This is a genomic window from Actinocrinis sp., assembly GCF_035605935.1.
Lineage (GTDB): Bacteria > Actinomycetota > Actinomycetes > Streptomycetales > Catenulisporaceae > Actinocrinis.
This window is the reverse complement of sequence record NZ_DATNGK010000246.1, coordinates 1-17,643: the sequence shown is the minus strand read 5'-3', so window position 1 is coordinate 17,643 and position 17,643 is coordinate 1. Positions and strand designations below refer to the sequence as shown.

The window sequence follows — 17,643 nt, the reverse complement described above, 5'->3', positions numbered from 1 at the left end:
CAACGCGATCCTCGACCCGCTGACGAAGCTCGGCGTGCAGGTCGGACAGGTCACCGATGTGGTTTTGAGCCATCATCATCCTGATCACACGCTGAATGCGGCCCTGTTCCCCGATGCCCGGTTCCACGACTTCTGGGCCATCTACCAAGACGACCGGTGGGATGACCGCGACGCGGACGGTTTCCACGTGAGCCCCGCCGTGCGGCTGATGTCCACGCCCGGACACACCGCGCAGGACATCTCCACCCTTGCCGAGACCGAAGACGGCCTGGTCGTGCTCACGCACCTGTGGTGGCACGCCGATGGCCCGCAGGACGATCCGCTCGCGCAGGATCTGGAACTGCTGCGCGTCAACCGGGACAAGGTCCTGGCTCTGCGACCCGCACTGATCATCCCCGGCCACGGCGCGCCGTTCGCCCCTGCCTCGGCGTAGGGCGGCGAGCCGTGCCCGCATCTGATCTGCGGGCACGGCAGCACCTCGCCGCCTGTGGCAGGGCTCTTCTCCTGCGCGGCTTTTCGACGCTCGTCAGCCGGCTGTGCAGGCCGAGCCGTTGACGCTGAACGCGGTCGGTTTCGCGTCGCTGCTGGACCAGGTGCCCTGGAAGCCGGGAGTGACGCTGGCGCCCGGGGCGATCGTGCCGTTCCAGCTGGCGTTGGTCACCGTGACGTTCGCGCCGGTTTGGCTCGCGGTGCCGTTCCAGGCGTTGGTGATTTTCTGGTCGCCGGGGAAGGTGAAGGTGAGGTTCCAGCCGTTGATGGGGCTGGCGCCGGTGTTGGTGACGGTCAGGTTGGCGACGAAGCCGCCGGTCCATTGGCTGGCGGAGTAGCTGACCTTGCAGGTCCCCGCGCCGCCCACGGGATTGATCGTCCAGGTGAAGGTGGCGGAGCCAACCGCGCCGGTGGTGTCGGTGGCGGTGACCGTCACGGTATAGGTACCTGCCGCGCTCGGGGTGCCGGTGATCGAGCCCGTGTTCGCGGTGAGGGTCAGTCCGGTCGGCAAGCCGGTGGCGTGGTAGGTGAGCGTCTGGCCAGCCGCGGAGTCCGTGGCCTTGATCTGCAGGCTGGCGGCCGTGCCTGCGGTGCCGGTCTGGTTGCCCGGGTTGGTGACGCTCACCGTGTTGCCGGTGCTGGCGCCGGCCGGGATGACGTAGGTCACCAGGGAGCGCGCCGGGATGCTCGCGCTGAAGCTGCCGCCGGCCACGGTGGTGGTGGCTTGCGCGGCGGTGTTGTTGGTGGCGTTGGTCAGGTATGGGGTGACCGTCGCGCCGTTGGCCGTACCGGTGCCGGAAAGGGCGTAGGTGATCGGATCGGCGCTGGTGCCGGTGTTGAGCGCTACGATCGCGACCGACCCGTCAGAGTTCTTATACGCGGACAGTTTCACCGCGCTGTTGGACGTGCCGGCACCGATACGCGTCGCGCCGGGCCGGATGAACCGGCTGTAGTTCGCGAACGCCCACAGCCGCGAGGAGACCGACACGGTGCCGTCGGTGTCCAGCATCAGGAAGCTGCCGTTGCCGCCGATGTCGGGGGTGTTGGTGCCGTACCAGAACAGGAACGCGTTCAGGTTCGCGCCGGTCAGCCCGTCGTAGATGTGCTGCGCCCAGGTCAGTCCGTCATCGCCGGAGCCGTCGTCCCAGGCGGTGTCCCAGCCGTTGTTGTCGTAGTGGAACCACTCGCTCTCCCACGCCTTGCCGTTCCAGCCGGATAGCGGCGTGGTGGGTGATTGGGTGTAGCCGTGGCTGGTGAACAGCGGCGTGTACGAACTCGCCGTCGCGTCCGCCTCGATCGCTGCCGCGTACTGCTGCGCGTAATCCCAGCCTTCGGTGGCGCAGCACTCGACCTTCGTCGCCAGTCCGGAGCCGGCCACGGTCGGGCCGAGCACGTCCAGGACATTCGCGGTCTGCGACGGGGTGAGCTGCATGCTGTCGTAGCTGACCGACAGGTTCGCCTCGTTCTCCGGACCGAGATAGGTCAACGGCACTCCGGCCGCGGCGTAGTCCTTGGCGTACTGCACCAGGTAGTTGGCGTAGGCTTGCCGCCAGTCGCCGCTTGCGCAGGTCGCGCCGGGTACGCCGCACAGGGCGCCGCCGTTGACCGTCGAATTGTTGGTTTTCATGAACGCCGGCGCGGTCCACGCGTCCGCGAACACGTTGCTCACGCCGTAGTTCGCCTTGATCTGCTGCGCGAACCACAGCTGACCCTGGTCCTGATTGATGGACGACAGCGGCAGGTACGTAGGCGTCGCGGTGGGGCTGCTCGGCGCGTTCGGCTCGATGGTGGTGCCCGAGTCCGCGCTGATCTCGTTGCGCAGGATGTCCAACCCCGCGCCGCTGGTGCGGCTGTAGAGCAGGTCGAAGATCTGCTGCTGCTCGGACGCGGAGGTCTTCATCACCGAGGCCGCCTGCCCAAAGGCCTCCGAGCTGCCGAATCCGTCAATGGTCTGATACGTCGTCGCACCGTTGATCGTGGCGCTGTCCGCGGCGAAGGCCGAGGTAGGCGAGAGCGCGAGAGTCAGTGCACTCACACCGAGCGAGACGAGGGACACCGCGGTGAGCACGCGGAGAGGGCGCATGGGTTTCGCGAACAAGATCCGGTTCCCTTCAGGACTCAACGCCGAGTGCTGACGAGTGGGCGCGGTGGGTGGGCCGCAAGCGCGCCGTCCGAGCACTAAGAATGTTTCTGCGGATCGACAGAACAGATCGAGCGCTCGGGACGATAGATGTGCACTGCGCACGCGTCAAGGCCCTCAGCGGTACCAGGATGCTGACCTGTGATGTCACCGTGTAAGACCGCAGATGGGTTTCGCTTTCATCGTTTCTACAGAAACGTTCTGCCCACTAGCTACACTCTGGCCATGACTGCGTCCGAGGAAAGCGACCACGCTCCGAGCGCGGCACCGGCCACCATCGCGAAGATCGCCGAACTCGCCGGCGTCTCGATCCCGACCGTGTCCAAGGTGGTCAACGGCCGTGCGCAGGTCGCCCCGGAGACCCGCGCCAGGGTCGAGGCCGTCATCCGCAGCCACGGCTTTCAACGCCGCAAACGGCTACCCGCCCCATCGACTCACGTCGAACTCGTCTTCCACGAACTGGAGGGCGCCTACGCGATGGAAGCAATCCGCGGCGCCGAACGAGTAGCCGCCGGACACGGCATGGCGGTCGCGCTCTCCCAGCTCGGCGGGCGCCAGTCACCGGGCCGAGGATGGGTCGAAGACGTGCTCGCCCGACGTCCCAGCGCCTTGGTCACAGTGTTCTGCGGCTTGACGGCTTCTCAGCACGCACAATTGCACTCGCGCGGTATACCCGTGGTCGTGCTCGACCCGACCGGAAAGCCCGACCATTGCGTCCCCTCGGTCGGCGCCGGCAACTGGACCGGCGCACTGACCGCCACCCGCCACCTGCTCGAGCGCGGCCACCGGCGGATCGCCGCGATCACCGGTCCGTTGAGCGTGCTCTCCAGCCGCGCCCGGCTCGACGGATACCGCGCCGCCCTCGACGCCGAAGGCATCGCGCTCGATCCCGATCTGGTGCGCGAGGGTAATTTCAATGTCGACGACGGCCTGGCGCACGCCCGTGTCCTGTTGCGCCTACCCGAACCGCCCACGGCGATCGTCACCGGCAATGATCTGCAAGCCCTCGGCGTATATCAGGCCGCTGCCGAAGCCGGAGTGCGCATCCCGCAGGACGTGAGCATCGTCGGCTTCGACGATCTGCCCCTGGCCCAATGGACCAGTCCGCCGCTCACCACGATCCGCCAGCCACTCGCCGAGATGGCGGAAGCGGCGGTCACCATGGCCATCGCCCTTTCCCGCGGCGAGAACCTGCCTCAAGAGCGCATCGAATACGCCACCCGCCTCGTCTTGCGTGCGAGCACCGCGCCGCCATCCGCGTAGATCGGACCGCAGTTGCGCGGTGCGGTCGCAGGAGTCAGACAACAGCCGCACCGCCGCCGGCGGACCGCATCACTCGGCTGTGCGTCGCGTGCGCAGCCACGGCAGCGCCCGCCACAACCGGCCGCAGACGATGGTCCCGATCGGCAACAGTATGTACACCAGCGGCGTGAACGCACCACCGATCTGCGTGACAGCGCCCTGTCGCGCGTCGAACCTCACCGCGCTCTGCACGTAGCTGACGCCGGACCACGTGAAGGTACCCGTGACTTGCGGGTCGGCCGTGGTAATCGCATTCTGATACGCGTTGGCCGCCTCGCCGAGGAAGAACGTCAGCGCCAGCGGCACCAAGACGGCGAAAGCCGTCGCCGCTGTCCACGAATGCCGCGGGCCGTCCCCGAATTCGGCGGTGAGGAACTGCTTGGCCAGTGCGCGCGAGCCACCGACTCGGCGCAGCGCCTGCGACGTCCCGACCTCGGCCGCGGCAGCGCGCAGGTTGGCGCGCACCTCGCGCCGGTGCGCTATGCGCGAGCGGCGCGGCAAGTCGTAGAGCTGCTGGTCCAGCGCCCACACCAGTCGTTCGATGCGGAGGCGGTCTATAAAGCTGACATTTTGCGGCACGGTCAGATTCCCTTCTCGGGGACGTCGGGTAGGGGACGACTGAGCACCGCGTCAACGGCGGCCACGTGGCGGGCCCACAGCGCCGTCCCACTGCTCAGGGCGCGGTAACCGTCCGGGGTGAGTCGGTAGTACTTGCGGGCCGGGCCGCTGGAAGAGGCGACCAGGCGCGTGGCCAGGCGTCCCTCGCGCTCCAGCCGGGTCAGCGCCGGATAGACGGTGCCTTCCAGTACGTCGGCGAACCCGGCAGCCTGCAGTCGCTGCGCTGCTTCGTAGCCGTAGGACTCCTTCTCGGCAAGCAGATGCAGCAGCAACAACGACAAGCTGCCCTTGAGCAGTTGCGGATCATGGCTCGATGACACGCTTCTATACTGTCTCCAGTACTAGGCTAAGTCAAGTACTGGGACCTGCGGTCGAGCCTCAGGAGTCAGGGAACCGCGATCAGCGCTGCGTCTGCGCCGTGCTTGTGTCAATGCACGAAGGTGCCGAGCGCCAGGATCACGACGATGGACACGCTCGACAGGATCGTCTCCATCACCGACCAGGACGCGAGCGTCTGCTTGACGTCCATGCCAAAGAATTCCTTGACCAGCCAGAAACCCGCGTCGTTGACATGCGAGAAGAACAGCGAGCCGGAGCCGATCGCCAGGGCGAGCAGCGGCGCGCTGACATGCGGGGAGCTCGCCGCGATCGGTGCGATGATGCCCGCCGCGGTCACCGTCGCCACGGTGGCGGAGCCGGTCGCCAGCCGGATGGCGACCGCAACCAGCCAGGCGAGCAGCAGCAGCGAGACGTGCGAGCCGTTGGCGGCCTTGCCGATCGAGTTGGCGATCCCGGTTTCCACGAGCATCTGCTTGAACCCGCCGCCCGCGCCGATGATCAGCAGGATGCCGGCGATCGGCGCCAGCGACTCGCTCAGCGAGGTGTTCGCGCGAGCGCGGCCCATCCGGAACACGAGCAGGGCGACCGCCACGGCGATGGCCATGGCGATGATCGGGTCTCCGACGAAGTCCGCGATCTTGATCGCCTCGCTCTTCGCGGCCGCCGTCAGGTCCACGACGGTGCGCGCGAGCATGATCACGACCGGCAGCAGGATGATCGCGAGCGTCGTCACGATCGACGGGCCGCCGGCGGTATCGAAGGCGGTGTCAGTGGCGCGATTCGCCTTAGCGTTCATGTCGGTGGCGCTCGCCTCGGCCGGCGGTGCGGCGGCGGGCTCGCTGATCGTGGCTGTCGCGCCCGCGGCCGCGGCCGTCTGGCCGGTCGAGCCGGGGCCCGGGTTGTTAAGAGCCGCGGGCCGCGCCGGCCGCTGCGGCGCGCTGGCCGCGTACTGCTCGGCGAGGCGGGCCGGCGGGTCCGGAATGATCCGCCGCGAGATGAAGCCGCCGAATACCGGTCCGCCGAGGATCGCGGTCGGGATCGCCACGATGACACCGAGCAGCAACGTGGTGCCCAGGTCGGCGTGCAGCGCGGCGATCGCGATCAGCGGCCCGGGGTGCGGAGGGATGAGGCCGTGCAGGATCGAGAGTCCGGCGAGCGCCGGGATGCCGACGCGCAGGATCGATCCGCCGGTGCGCCGCCACACCAGGTACACGATCGGGACCAGCAGTACCAGGCCGACCTCGAAGAACATCGGGATGCCGATGATCATCGCGGCGAGCACCATGCTCCACGGCACCCAGCGCGGCCGGCTGCGGCCGACCAGCGTGTTGACAAGCCGCTGCGCACCGCCCGAATCCACCAGCAACCGCCCGAGCATCGCGCCGAGCGCCACGATGACGCCAACCCCGCCGAGCACGCCGCCGACGCCGGTCTCGAAGGTCGGCAGGATCTTCGCGATCGGCACCCCGGCGCTGAACGCCACCAGCAGCGTGCCGGCGATCAGGGCGAGGAAGGGGTGCAGCTTGGCCACCGCGGTCAGCAGTACGACCAGGCCGATCCCGCCCACCGCGCACAGCACCAGATTCGTGTCGGCGCTCGTCCACGCACTGCTCGCGGCCGCCGGAGCCGCGGAAATCAGAGGGTTCATGCGGTCAGCCCTTCGGACAGGATGCGGTCAACGATCTGATCAGGCGTCGCGTCCACGCTGACCACCAGCGCGTGCTCATCGGGCTCGGGACGTTCGAGGTCGTCGAACTGGGTGGCGAGCAGTAACGCGGGGAAGAAGTGGCCTTCGCGTGCGGCCAGGCGCCCGCCGACGATCCGGTAGTCGGCGTCGAGGTAGATCAGACGCACGTTCGGGCGCCCTTTGCGCAGCTTGTCGCGGTAGGCGCGTTTGAGCGCGGAGCAGCTGACGACAGCGGGCCGGCCGGCGCGGGTCGTCTCGTCGATCCACGCGCCGATCGCTTCGAGCCAGGGAGCGCGGTCGGCGTCGTCAAGCGGGTGACCGGCCGCCATCTTGGCGATGTTGCGCTCCGGGTGGAAGGCGTCCGCCTCCGCATACACCCAGCCGAGCCGTCCGGCCAGCAGGGAGCCGATGGTCGACTTGCCGCTGCCGGACACGCCGGTGATCAGTAGAACAGTCGGCTGCCCGTGCTTCACTGCGTCCCTCCGGTCTGCGGTGACCTGGATCCGCATCGTGTTCCCCATCACGTAGCGGCGACACAGGAGTGGAGGACGGAGTTTGCTTGTTAAGCCGCGGACTTCTGAGTACGAGCCGCCATACATGGGATGTATTCAGCGGATTTCTTGCACGGCGCTCAGAGAAGCGCTGCAAGGATCCCGCTCCCGCCTAGACAAGACATCCCATCACTAGCTATACATGGGATATCTCACCCCGGAGTCTGTCCCGGAGCCTCATCCGGGAAAGCCACACGTGGAGCCGCCCACATGCCGCCTGCCGAATCCGCGCCCGCTTACATCACGGCGCTGGACGTCCTCGACGTGCGCTTTCCGACCTCGGAAAGCCTGGACGGGTCGGACGCGATGAACCCGGAGCCGGACTACTCCGCCGCGTATGTCGTCCTGCGCACCGACGATGCCGACGGACACCAAGGGCATGCGCTCGCCTTCACCACGGGTCGCGGCAACGACGTCCAGGCCAACGCCATCGACGCACTCGCGCCGTATGTCGTTGGCCGCTCGGTGCAGGAGGTCTGCGCAGATCTCGGCGGCTTCGCGCGCAGCCTGGTACACGACCCGCAATTGCGGTGGCTCGGCCCGGAAAAGGGTGTGATGCACATGGCCATCGGCGCGGTCATCAATGCCGCTTGGGATTTGGCGGCCAAACGCGTGGGCAAACCGGTGTGGCGACTGCTCGGCGAGATGGCGCCGGAGGAGCTGGTCGGGCAGGTGGACTTCCGGTGGCTGAGCGACGCGCTCACCCCGCAGGAGGCGCTGGAGATCCTGCGCAAAGCCGAACCAGGCCGGCCGGAGCGAATCGCGCGGCTGCTGGAGCGCGGATACCCCGCGTACACCACGACCCCAGGCTGGCTCGGCTACTCCGACGAAAAGCTGACGCGGCTGGCCCGTGAGGCTGTCGCGGAAGGCTTCACCCAGATCAAGCTGAAGGTCGGCGCGTCGATCGAGGACGATGTGCGGCGTATGCGAGCCGCGCGCGAGGCGGTCGGCCCGCACATCCGCATCGCCGTGGACGCGAACCAGCGGTGGGACATCCAAGTCGCGATCGACTGGATGCGGCAGCTCGCGCCGTACGACCCGTATTGGATCGAGGAACCCACCTCACCGGACGACATTCTCGGGCACGCGGCAGTGCGCAAGGGAGTCAGCCCGATCAAGGTCGCCACCGGGGAGCACGTGGCCAATCGGGTCGTGTTCAAGCAGCTCTTGCAGGCGGGCGCAATCGACATCGCGCAGATCGATTCGGCGCGGGTCGGCGGGGTGAACGAGAACATTGCGATCCTGCTGCTGGCCGCGAAGTTCGGCGTTCCGGTGTGCCCGCACGCCGGGGGCGTCGGCTTGTGTGAGATGGTGCAGCACCTAGCAATGTTCGACTACGTCGCGGTCTGCGGGACGCTTGAGGATCGGGTCATCGAATACGTCGATCACCTGCACGAGCATTTCGTCGACCCGGTGCGCATCCGCAACGGGCACTACCTCGCCCCGACCATGCCCGGACTCAGCGCCCAGATGCACGCGAAGTCCCTCGACGACTTCACCTACCCCGATGGCCCTATCTGGGCCAGCCGCACGTCACCGCCCGCCGCTGTTTCGATCGAACGGCGTCGTGTCGTTGTTGTGGAAGGATTCTGAGGAACGATGACGAGTTTGCTTGCGGTGCGCTACACCGCCGCGCGCACGTTGACCACCGGCCCCGCACACAGCACCCCACCCGGACCCGGTGAAGTCGAACTGGCCCCGGCATACGTCGGGATCTGCGGCACCGACCTGCACATCTACCACGGCGACATGGACACACGCGTCCATGCCCCAGCCGTGCTCGGACACGAGATGTCCGGACGCGTGATACGCGTCGGAGCGGGAGTGGACGGGTTCACCCCGGGCCAGGCGGTCACCGTGATGCCCCTGCGCTACGACGGCACCTGCCCCGCCTGCCAACGCGGCCACCAGCACATCTGCCAGAACCTGAACTTCATCGGCATCGACTCCCCCGGCGCCATGCAACAACGCTGGACCGTCCCCGCCGACACCCTCATCCCCCTCCCCGATTCGCTCCCGCTGCAGCACGCCGCACTGGTCGAACCCACCGCCGTCGCCGTGCACGACGTCACCCGCGCCGCCATCCAGGAAGACGAACAGGTACTCGTGGTCGGCGCCGGACCCGTCGGCGTCCTGATCGCCCTGGTCGCCACCGCCACCGGCGCCCAGGTACGCGTGGTGGAACCCAACGCCCACCGCCGCCGCCTGGCCGAAGCACTCGGCCTGAGCGTGTGGGACCCCGCCGCTGACGACCTGCCCTCGCTCGTGCACGCATGGACCGGCGGCGCCGGCGCACACGCCTCCTTCGAAGTCTCCGGCGCCCAAGCCGGCATCGCGACCGCCATTGACGCCCTTGCCGTACGTGGACGCCTCTGCCTGGTCGCCATCCACCCCACACCCCGGGAAGTGAACCTGCACCGCTTCTTCTGGCGCGAACTCACCCTCATCGGCGCCCGCCTCTACCAGCGCAGCGACTTCGAAACCGCCACACAGCTGATCGCCAACCACGTCATCCCTGCCGAAAAACTGATCAGCAAGATTGTCCCGCTCAGCGAGACACCCGCCGCCTTCCAGGCCCTGGAAGCCGGCGGCGACGTCATGAAAATCCTCATCGACTGCACCAGCGAGCCAGCAAAGGCAGGCGCCGCGTGAGCACCAGCCCCTTCGACCTGACCGGACGCCTGGCCGTGGTCACCGGAGCGAGCCGCGGCATCGGCCGCGCCATCGCCCACGCCCTCGCCCAAGCCGGAGCCGACATCATCGGCGTCAGCGCGAACCTGGAGTCCTCCGGCAGCGAGGTCGAGAAAGAGGTCACCGCCACCGGACACACCTTTGAAGCCATCCAAACCGACTTCGCCGACCCCACCGCCGTCACCGCGTTGAGCCAGGACCTAGCTGGACGCACCCGACCCATCGACATCCTGATCAACAACGCCGGCACCATCCGCCGCACCCCTGCCGCCGACCACAGCGACACCGACTGGAACCACGTCCTGCAAGTCAACCTCACCGCACAATTCACCCTCACCCGCGCCCTAGGTGCGCGCATGATCGCGCGCGGCTACGGGAAAATCATCTTCACCGCCTCCCTCCTGTCCTACCAAGGCGGCATCACCGTGCCTGGATACACCGCCACCAAGCACGCCATCGCCGGACTCACCAAAGCCCTCGCCAACGAATGGGCCCCCCACGGCGTCAACGTCAACGCCATCGCCCCCGGCTACATCACCACCGACAACACCCAAGCACTCCGAGACGACCCCCAACGCAACGCAGCCATCCTCGGCCGCATCCCCGCCGCACGCTGGGGCACCCCCCACGACCTCACCGGCGCCACCATCTTCCTCGCCTCCGACGCCGCCGCCTACGTCCACGGCACCATCCTCCCCATCGACGGAGGCTGGCTCGCCCGATAAGCAGCAAGCCTCGGGCGCAACTCGCGCAGCGCCGTCCGTCGCTCTCAACCCAGAACTCTGAGCCCAGAACGCTGAGCCCAGAACCCTGAGCCCAGAACCCTGAGCCCCGCGTCACGCGACGTGGGGCTCGCCCGTTCCGGCGACTCATCCATGTCTAGCTAGGAACCGTTGACAGGCCTGGAGTCTGAGTCCAAGATGACACATCGGATGAATCAAGCCTCTCGTTTTCATTATCCACCTGTATTGACCGACTCCCACTCGGACTTTCGCAGATACATCCGATCTGCACGGCCCTGACTGTCAGGGCTATGAGGAGTAATCCATGCCCTCCCTTCCTGATATCCCACGCCGGCACATGCTCGGCCTTGCCGCGGGCGCAGCCACCGTAGGACTGCCGTCGGTAGCCCACGCCGCCGACACGACCACGTCTTCTGACGGCGTCTCAGCTAACGCGGCCGGATCCCCGGTTTCCGCCGAGGTCGCTTCCGACTCGCGCGCCAAGGCCCCGGTCCCCACGCCTCAACCCGCGCCGGTTTCCCTCACCGCCTTCTACAACCATGACGCGATCGACACCGCGACGGCCCATGACGGCAACTTTGACGGCTCCGGCTACAGCTTCCCCGGCGACTCGCTGCCCGCGAACGGCTTGGTGACTGTGGGCGGGGTTCCCTACCAATTGGGATCCGTCGCAGCGGGTGCCAAGAACGACATCGTCGCCCTCGGCCAGACCATCCCCCTTCCCGCGGGGCGCTATCTCAGCCTGCTATTTCTCGTTGCGGGCAGCTACGGCACCGCGAGCGGCACCGCGACCGTCACATACGCCGACGGCAGCACCTCCACCGCGACGCTCACCGCACCCGACTGGTACGCCTCCACAGGAGATCTCTCCTTTCCGTTCCGCTACGTGCCCGGCGGCGGCACGGAGCAGCACCCTGTCGCGCTGAGCGCCGCGCAGGTCTGGGCCTATCCGGATCGGGACGTGGTCTCGGTCACGCTGCCGACCAGCGCCCAACCCGCCCCGAATGTGACCAGCCTGCACGTGTTCGCCCTCAGCCTCCAACCGCTGGCCCAGGGCACTTCGGCCCTGTTGCGTGACGCGAAGTCCACGACGGCCATGCTGCACGACGCCGGGCCGCAAGCTGTCCAAGCCACGCTGGTCAACACGGGCACGACGTGGCTGACCGCCGCCGACGCCGTCACCGTCGGCGTCGAGGTCCCCGGAGCGCGCACGGTCGCTCCGGCGCAAGTCAGGGTCCTGGCGCCAGGAGAGCAGGCGCTGCTGCGAATCGGCATAGCCAACACGGCCGGCACCGCCATCGGCAGCACTACGACCGGGGCGGTGTCGGCCACGACCCGCGGCTCCACCCTCGCCGTCGCCGCATCGCTGCTCACGCTCGGCGTGCCCGATTATCAGCCCACTGACGCATCGCTCGACTCGCATCAGGCCCCGTACTGGTTCGACGACGCGAAGTTCGGCATCTTCATCCACTGGGGCGTGTACTCGGTGCCGGCATGGGGACCAGTCGGCAAGGAATATGCCGAGTGGTACTGGAACAACATGCAGAACCCGACCGACCCGACGTACGCCTACCACGCGCAGACCTACGGCGAGAGCTTCAACTACGACGACTTCATTCCGCGGTTCACCGCGGCGAACTTCGATCCGCGGGCCTGGGTGGAGTTGATCTCCGCGGCCGGCGCCCAGTACTACGTGCTCACCTCGAAGCACCACGAGGGATTCGCCCTGTGGGACTCCAAAGTCACCGGCCGCAACGCCGTGCAACTCGGTCCGCGCCGCGACCTGGTCGGCGCGCTGCTTGCCGCCTCCCGGCAGTACACCCCGCACTTACGCAATGGCCTGTATTACTCCCTGCCCGAGTGGTTCAACCCGGACAATCCGTGGATGGGTCACGCGCCGCGCAACCCGTACACGCTCGCCGCGGTGCCCTACACCGGCTACCAGGCGGGCCGCGACTATGTGAAGGACTACCAGACCCCGCAGGTGCTCGAGCTGATCAACAACTACGACCCGGACGTCATCTGGTACGACATCGGCGGCGTGAACGACACGCGTGACGCGCTGACCACGTACTTCAACAACGCCAAGAACCGCGCGAGGCCCAAGGACGTGACGGTCGACGACCGCGGCGGCATCCCAGCGCACGACTACACGACGCCCGAGTACACCACCTACGCCAACACGGTCGTGGCCAAGTGGGAAGCCAACCGCGGCCTTGACCCGTTCTCCTTCGGCTACAACAGCGCCACTCCGGACAGCCAATACATGACGGCCGAGCGGGTCGTGCAGACGCTGGTGGACATCGTCAGCAAGAACGGCAACTTCCTGCTGGACATAGGACCGCGCGCCGACGGCACGATCCCCGACGTGATGCAGCAGCGGCTGCGGGAGACCGGCGCCTGGCTGAAGGTCAACGGCGAGGCGATCTACGGCACGACCTACTGGTCGCGTATGGCGCAACATGACGACCTGCGCTTCACGGTCAAGCAGAATCAGGCATTTTACATCATCTCGCTCGCCGCACCGGGCAACCAGGTCACCGTGCCGGCGCCGGTCCCGATCCGGCCGCAGGATCGCATCACCCTGCTCGGTTACCGCGGCGGCGCGCTGTCATGGAGCCAGAGCAACGGAACACTGGTGATCGACGTTCCAAAGGCGGCGCAGGCGACCGGGCAGTACGCCTGGGTCTTCAAGGTCAGCTGGAGCTAGGCCGTGTGCAAGAAGTAGCGTCGGACAAGGCCGCGGCGTCTGGCGCGTGCGATCGCAAGGCGGCGGAGCGTCCTCATGGGGCATCTGGCAGTGTCCGACAGGTGCCTGGCGGCACCGGGGCTTCGCCAACGCAGCGAGCGTGCGTGGCAGACGTCGCGGCCCCGGCGAAACTGCTTACACACGGCCTAGGCCTGTTCGAAGTCGAAGCGCGCAGGCGGCAGCGGCGTGGATCCGCGAGGATGGTGAGCGGATTCGGCATCGACGGCATGCCGGGCAACCGATTGACAACGGTGAGTAGATGAACAGTGGGAATGCGGCGCGCACGGCTCTAGCCGGCATCCGGATCTTCAACGGTGCGGTGGGGCTTTTTGCGGCCAACCAGATGGCCGAGCGGCTCGGTGGCGATCTCGGCGACGATAAGAGGTTCGTCTATCCGGCCCGAATGTTCGGCATCAGGACGCTGGTGCTCGGAGTGGACTTGCTCACTCTGCGCACCAGCGACGCATCCGCGCGCCGCGTCCTGTCTCAGGCCGTCCTGATCCACGCCAGCGACACCGCCGCCGCAGCCTATGCCGGATACCGACGTGAACTGCCCGTCAAGGCCGCGGCGTTCACTACGGCAATCTCCGGAGTGAACACCGCGCTGGCCGTCATTTCGCTGACGGCCTACCTGCGCAGCGGCGCGGCAGCCGCAGAGCCCGCACCACGCGCGCTGGATCAAGAGCAGGATCCTGCAACCGCCTAAGAGGCCGCGGCCGTGAGCTCTTCGAGGGCGACATGCAGCCTCGCGCCTTGACAGGTGGCCCGATCGGCGGTCGGGTAGTGCTCGTTTACTCAACGCACCCACGTGGAGAAGCCGGTGGCGTTCGACGAGGAGTTGGCGGAGCGGGTCCGCGAGGCGCTGGGGGCCGAGGACGCCGGGCGCATCAGTGAGCGCCGAATGTTCGGTGGCCTGACGTTCCTGCTGGATGGGCACATGTTCGTGGGGATCGTCGGCGACGAGCTGATGGTGAAACTGGGCGCGGAGGCAACCGCGGCGGCGCTGCGGCGCGAGCACGTCCGGCCGATGGACTTCACCGGTCGACCGGCCAAGGGCGCGGTGTTCGTACAGCCGGACGGGCTAGTCGGCGAGGCCTTGGATCGCTGGGTCCATGATGCGGCCACCTTCGCCCGCACGCTTCCGCCCAAAACCACCTCAGGCGGGAAACGACGCTGATCGGAGAATCCATGACGGATACAGCTACCTGCGAACACGTTCCGGCCGGTGACACGGCGACGGCGCGAACGCCGGACGGCTGCGAGGAATGCCTGGCGAGCGGCGGACGGTGGGTGCATCTGCGGCTCTGCCTGACCTGCGGACACGTCGGGTGTTGCGACAGTTCGCCCAGCAAGCACGCCACCGGGCACTTCAACGAGACTCACCACCCGGTGATGCAGTCCTTCCAACCCGGAGAAGACTGGCGCTGGTGCTACGTCGACGGGCGGATGGTGTGACTGCTCCCCGCGAGGCGTGACCCGGACGCGGCGGGGTCGCCACGAGCGCATACAAAGTCCTCCGGCGAGCTGGATCGAGAACCCGGGCGGGCGTCGGGCACTACGTCAGCCGACGCCCGCTTCGTATTCGCATCGCAGCGGTGTGCGGGTAGTGCGGCCGCCGATCAGAGGGTTACGGCTTTGCCGCCGAGGGTGACGATCAGGTGGCCGTCCGAGCCGAAGGACCAGCCGAGTGCGCCGCTGTAGCCGGAGCAGCGGGAGCCGTTGGTGCCGGCCCAGAACTGGTCCGAACTGTCCACGTTGCCGATGACTTTGTCGTTCGAGCCGCCGCTGGCGGTGGTGAACCGGCAGGAGGTGTTGTTGCGGAACACCGAGTTGCCGGTCTCCCAGTGGAAATTGCGCTCGCCGTTGTCGATGCTGACGTTGCTCGAGACCGTCATATTGCCGGGGTTGTTGTTGTAGGTGAACCCGTCGTGCCCGTTCTTGTACGCGAGATCGTGCTGGACGACATGGTTGACCGCGATCTTGTCGCCGCCCAGCTTGAAGCCGTTGCGGTCGCCGTTGGCTGCCTGAGTTCCATTGGTGAGCGTGCCCTGATCGTAGGAGAGTGAGTACTCGATGGTCACCGGGCTGATCGGGCCGGTTCCGGTCTTGGTGAACAGGTCCCAGCCGTCGTCGATGTTGTTGTGCGAGACGTCGTAGCGGAACACGTTTCCAGGGCCCACGGTCAGCTTCGCGGCGAATCCGTCGGCGTTCTCGCCAGCGGAGTCGACGTTGTCGTAGGACTCGCAGCTGATCACGAGATTATTCGACGGCCACTGGCTCTGCGGGGTAGTGGAGGCGATCCGCGAGATCTGCAGTCCGGTGTCACGGTTGGCGCGGGTCACAGTGCGCTCGATGATGTTGTTGCTGCCGCCCACGGCGATTCCGTTGTCTCCGGCGTGCTGCACGACGAGGCCGTAGACGTGCCAGTACGAGCCGTTCACTTGCAGCCCGCGGTTCGCGGCGTTTTCACTCTGGGCGGAGAAGTCCAGCACCGGCGTCTCGCCGGGATACGCGGAAAGGGTGCTGCGTGCGCTGGATGTTCCGTTGTTGCCGGGGGCGATGGTCACCGTCTGTGCGAGGTTGTACGTGCCGCCGCGCATGTAGATCGTCCCGCCCGCGCTGATTCGGGTGAGCGCCGCGGTGATCGTCGTCGGATTCGACAGCGTTCCGGGCGCGCTGGCCGTGCCGTTAGGCGCCACGTAAAGAGTCGCAGCCGCGGCGCTCGCGCTCGTCGGCAGGACTGCGACCGTGAACGCACCAACGAGTGCGGCCGCAGCGAAGGCGGCGACCGCGGCCACCACGCGAGTACGGAGCCTGATTCTGAGCGGAAAACCTCGGCGCGCGGCGCGGGCGCGTACTCGAGAAGGGAAAGGAGGGATCATGCGCAGCCTCCACGGCCTGCAGATGTAAGGGGGCATGTGAAGCCGCCACCCTCATAACGGCCGTGTCGCGAAAAACTTCGCGGGGAGGAAAGTACGTCAGCCGCCCACGCTTGGCAAGAGCGAAATCGCCGCGGCCGGATTGCTTGCCAAGCCCGGGATTGCTGACGTATGTTCCTGGGCGCGGAGTGCTCCGCGACACGGCCGTTATGAGGGTGGCGGCCATATACGCCCCCTTGCATCTTTTGGCCGTGGAGGATCTGCGTGACGTCTCCCTCTTCACTTCCCCGCTTACGCTTGCCCGCTTTGCTTCGGGCCCGGACTCGAGCGATATCCGCGATCGCGGTCTCAGCCGCCGTCGCCTTGGTCGGCGCGTTGGTGGTCGTGGTGCTGCCGACTGCGGCGAGCGCGGCGCCAGGCGCCGGAAGTTACACGCTCGTCGACGGCGGCAGCACCCACCTGTGCCTGGATCTGCCCGGTTCCAGCACCGCGACGGGCACCCAAGTCGACCTGCAATCGTGTTCCGGCGCGGCGAATCAGGTCTGGACGCTGACCGCCTCCGGCAGCGGCTTCTCGATCGCCGCCCAGGCCAGCGGCCTGTGCCTGGGCATCGCAGGGGCCTCCACCAGCGCGGGCAAGGCCGTCGAGCAGCTCACCTGCGATGGCACCGCGAATCAGCAGTGGACCCTGAGCGCCTCGGGCAGCAGCTACCACCTGGTGAACGTCAACAGCACCAAGTGCATGAACGCGTCAGGCAGCGGCACCTCCGCCGGCACCCTCGTCGTGCAGAACAGCTGCGACAGCGCGGTGACCAAGTCGTGGACGCTCAACTCCACCTCCGGCGCAGGCGGCACGCCGACTCCGAGCGCCACTGGCACGCCCAGCAGCAGCCCGAGCCCCACAGCGACCGGCAGCGCCAGTCCCACCCCATCGCCCAGCCAGGGCCAGACCAAGCTGGCCACGGGTGACAGCCGCTCGGTCAGCCAGCCCTCGCTTCCGGCGGTCTGCCAGACCCTGACGGCGAACCTGGCCACCAGCAACGAGCAGTTCTCCAGCACGGACGAGGCGAACCCGCCGGACACGTCGCGTATCCAGTCGGCCCTGACCGCGTGTAAGGGCACGAACGAATCCGTCGAGCTGACCAACAGCGGGAGCAACAACGCGTTCCTGTCCGCGCCGCTGACCGTGCCTACCGGCGTGTACCTGGTGATCAACGCCGGCACCACGCTCTACGCGACCCGTGTGGCCAGCCAGTACCAGTCCAGCTCCTCAGATGTCTGCGGCGCGATCTCCAGCAGCGATAGTGGTTGCAACCCGTTCATCAAGGTCTCCGGAGCCAACTCAGGCATCGAAGGCATCCGCAACAGCAGCGGCTCTCAGGGCACCATCGACGGCCGCGGCGGTCAGACCATGTGGGGCACCTCGACCACCTGGTGGCAGCTGGCCACGACCGCG

General features: G+C 67.4%; 16 protein-coding genes. 10 read left to right on the top strand and 6 right to left on the bottom strand.

The window, feature by feature from the left end:
* A partial coding sequence (locus VN779_RS19895; RefSeq protein ID WP_325725556.1) for an MBL fold metallo-hydrolase occupies positions 1-433 on the top strand: 433 nt, incomplete at its 5' end.
* Between the two features lie 93 nt (positions 434-526).
* On the opposite strand, the gene VN779_RS19890 is transcribed toward VN779_RS19895, so the two are convergent.
* Positions 527-2,572 carry a cellulose binding domain-containing protein gene (locus VN779_RS19890; protein ID WP_325725554.1) on the bottom strand — a complete coding sequence of 682 codons (2,046 nt, stop codon included), beginning with the start codon at positions 2,570-2,572 and terminating at the stop codon, positions 527-529.
* Between the two features lie 282 nt (positions 2,573-2,854).
* Between VN779_RS19890 and VN779_RS19885 the strand changes: the two genes are divergently transcribed.
* Positions 2,855-3,892, top strand: coding sequence for a LacI family DNA-binding transcriptional regulator (locus tag VN779_RS19885; protein ID WP_325725552.1), 1,038 nt, complete (start codon positions 2,855-2,857; stop codon positions 3,890-3,892).
* A 69-nt stretch (positions 3,893-3,961) separates the two neighbouring features.
* Here the strand turns inward: VN779_RS19885 and VN779_RS19880 are convergent, their stop codons facing one another.
* From VN779_RS19880 to VN779_RS19865, 4 genes are all read right to left on the bottom strand, one after another.
* A complete protein-coding gene (locus VN779_RS19880) occupies positions 3,962-4,510 on the bottom strand; it encodes a hypothetical protein (protein WP_325725550.1) in 549 nt (182 codons plus the stop codon).
* Positions 4,511-4,512: 2 nt separating this feature from the next.
* Entirely contained in the window at positions 4,513-4,869 is a 357-nt protein-coding gene (locus tag VN779_RS19875; RefSeq protein ID WP_325725548.1) for a PadR family transcriptional regulator, read from the bottom strand.
* Positions 4,870-4,976: 107 nt separating this feature from the next.
* A complete protein-coding gene (locus tag VN779_RS19870) occupies positions 4,977-6,536 on the bottom strand; it encodes an SLC13 family permease (RefSeq protein WP_325725546.1) in 1,560 nt (519 codons plus the stop codon).
* Entirely contained in the window at positions 6,533-7,048 is a 516-nt protein-coding gene (locus VN779_RS19865; protein ID WP_325725544.1) for a gluconokinase, read from the bottom strand. The genes VN779_RS19870 and VN779_RS19865 overlap by 4 nt, the downstream gene beginning before the upstream one ends.
* 288 nt (positions 7,049-7,336) lie before the next feature.
* Here VN779_RS19865 and VN779_RS19860 point away from each other — a divergent pair, with 288 nt between their 5' ends.
* The 7 genes from VN779_RS19860 to VN779_RS19830 all read left to right on the top strand — a co-directional run bounded on the left by VN779_RS19860 (position 7,337) and on the right by VN779_RS19830 (position 14,764).
* Complete coding sequence (locus VN779_RS19860; protein ID WP_325725542.1) at positions 7,337-8,719, top strand: L-fuconate dehydratase; 1,383 nt, start codon at positions 7,337-7,339, stop codon at positions 8,717-8,719.
* Between the two features lie 6 nt (positions 8,720-8,725).
* On the top strand, positions 8,726-9,778 hold the full coding sequence (locus VN779_RS19855; RefSeq protein ID WP_325725540.1) for a zinc-dependent alcohol dehydrogenase: 1,053 nt from the start codon (positions 8,726-8,728) through the stop codon (positions 9,776-9,778).
* The gene (kduD, locus tag VN779_RS19850) at positions 9,775-10,542 is read left to right on the top strand and encodes a 2-dehydro-3-deoxy-D-gluconate 5-dehydrogenase KduD (RefSeq protein WP_325725538.1); all 768 of its coding nucleotides are present in this window, start codon (positions 9,775-9,777) and stop codon (positions 10,540-10,542) included. Before VN779_RS19855 ends, kduD begins: the two co-directional genes overlap by 4 nt.
* A 322-nt stretch (positions 10,543-10,864) precedes the next feature.
* Positions 10,865-13,270, top strand: coding sequence for an alpha-L-fucosidase (locus VN779_RS19845; protein WP_325725537.1), 2,406 nt, complete (start codon positions 10,865-10,867; stop codon positions 13,268-13,270).
* Between the two features lie 298 nt (positions 13,271-13,568).
* Positions 13,569-14,015 carry a hypothetical protein gene (locus VN779_RS19840; RefSeq protein WP_325725535.1) on the top strand — a complete coding sequence of 149 codons (447 nt, stop codon included), beginning with the start codon at positions 13,569-13,571 and terminating at the stop codon, positions 14,013-14,015.
* A gap of 114 nt (positions 14,016-14,129) precedes the next feature.
* Positions 14,130-14,486, top strand: coding sequence for a TfoX/Sxy family protein (locus tag VN779_RS19835; RefSeq protein WP_325725533.1), 357 nt, complete (start codon positions 14,130-14,132; stop codon positions 14,484-14,486).
* Positions 14,487-14,497: 11 nt separating this feature from the next.
* Positions 14,498-14,764: a UBP-type zinc finger domain-containing protein gene (locus tag VN779_RS19830; RefSeq protein ID WP_325725531.1), complete on the top strand. Its 267-nt coding sequence runs from the start codon at positions 14,498-14,500 to the stop codon at positions 14,762-14,764.
* A 164-nt stretch (positions 14,765-14,928) separates the two neighbouring features.
* Here VN779_RS19830 and VN779_RS19825 read toward each other — a convergent pair whose 3' ends face one another.
* On the bottom strand, positions 14,929-16,107 hold the full coding sequence (locus tag VN779_RS19825; RefSeq protein WP_325725529.1) for a right-handed parallel beta-helix repeat-containing protein: 1,179 nt from the start codon (positions 16,105-16,107) through the stop codon (positions 14,929-14,931).
* A gap of 387 nt (positions 16,108-16,494) precedes the next feature.
* Between VN779_RS19825 and VN779_RS19820 the strand changes: the two genes are divergently transcribed.
* On the top strand, positions 16,495-17,643 hold a 1,149-nt coding region (locus VN779_RS19820), incomplete at its 3' end, for an RICIN domain-containing protein (protein WP_325725527.1).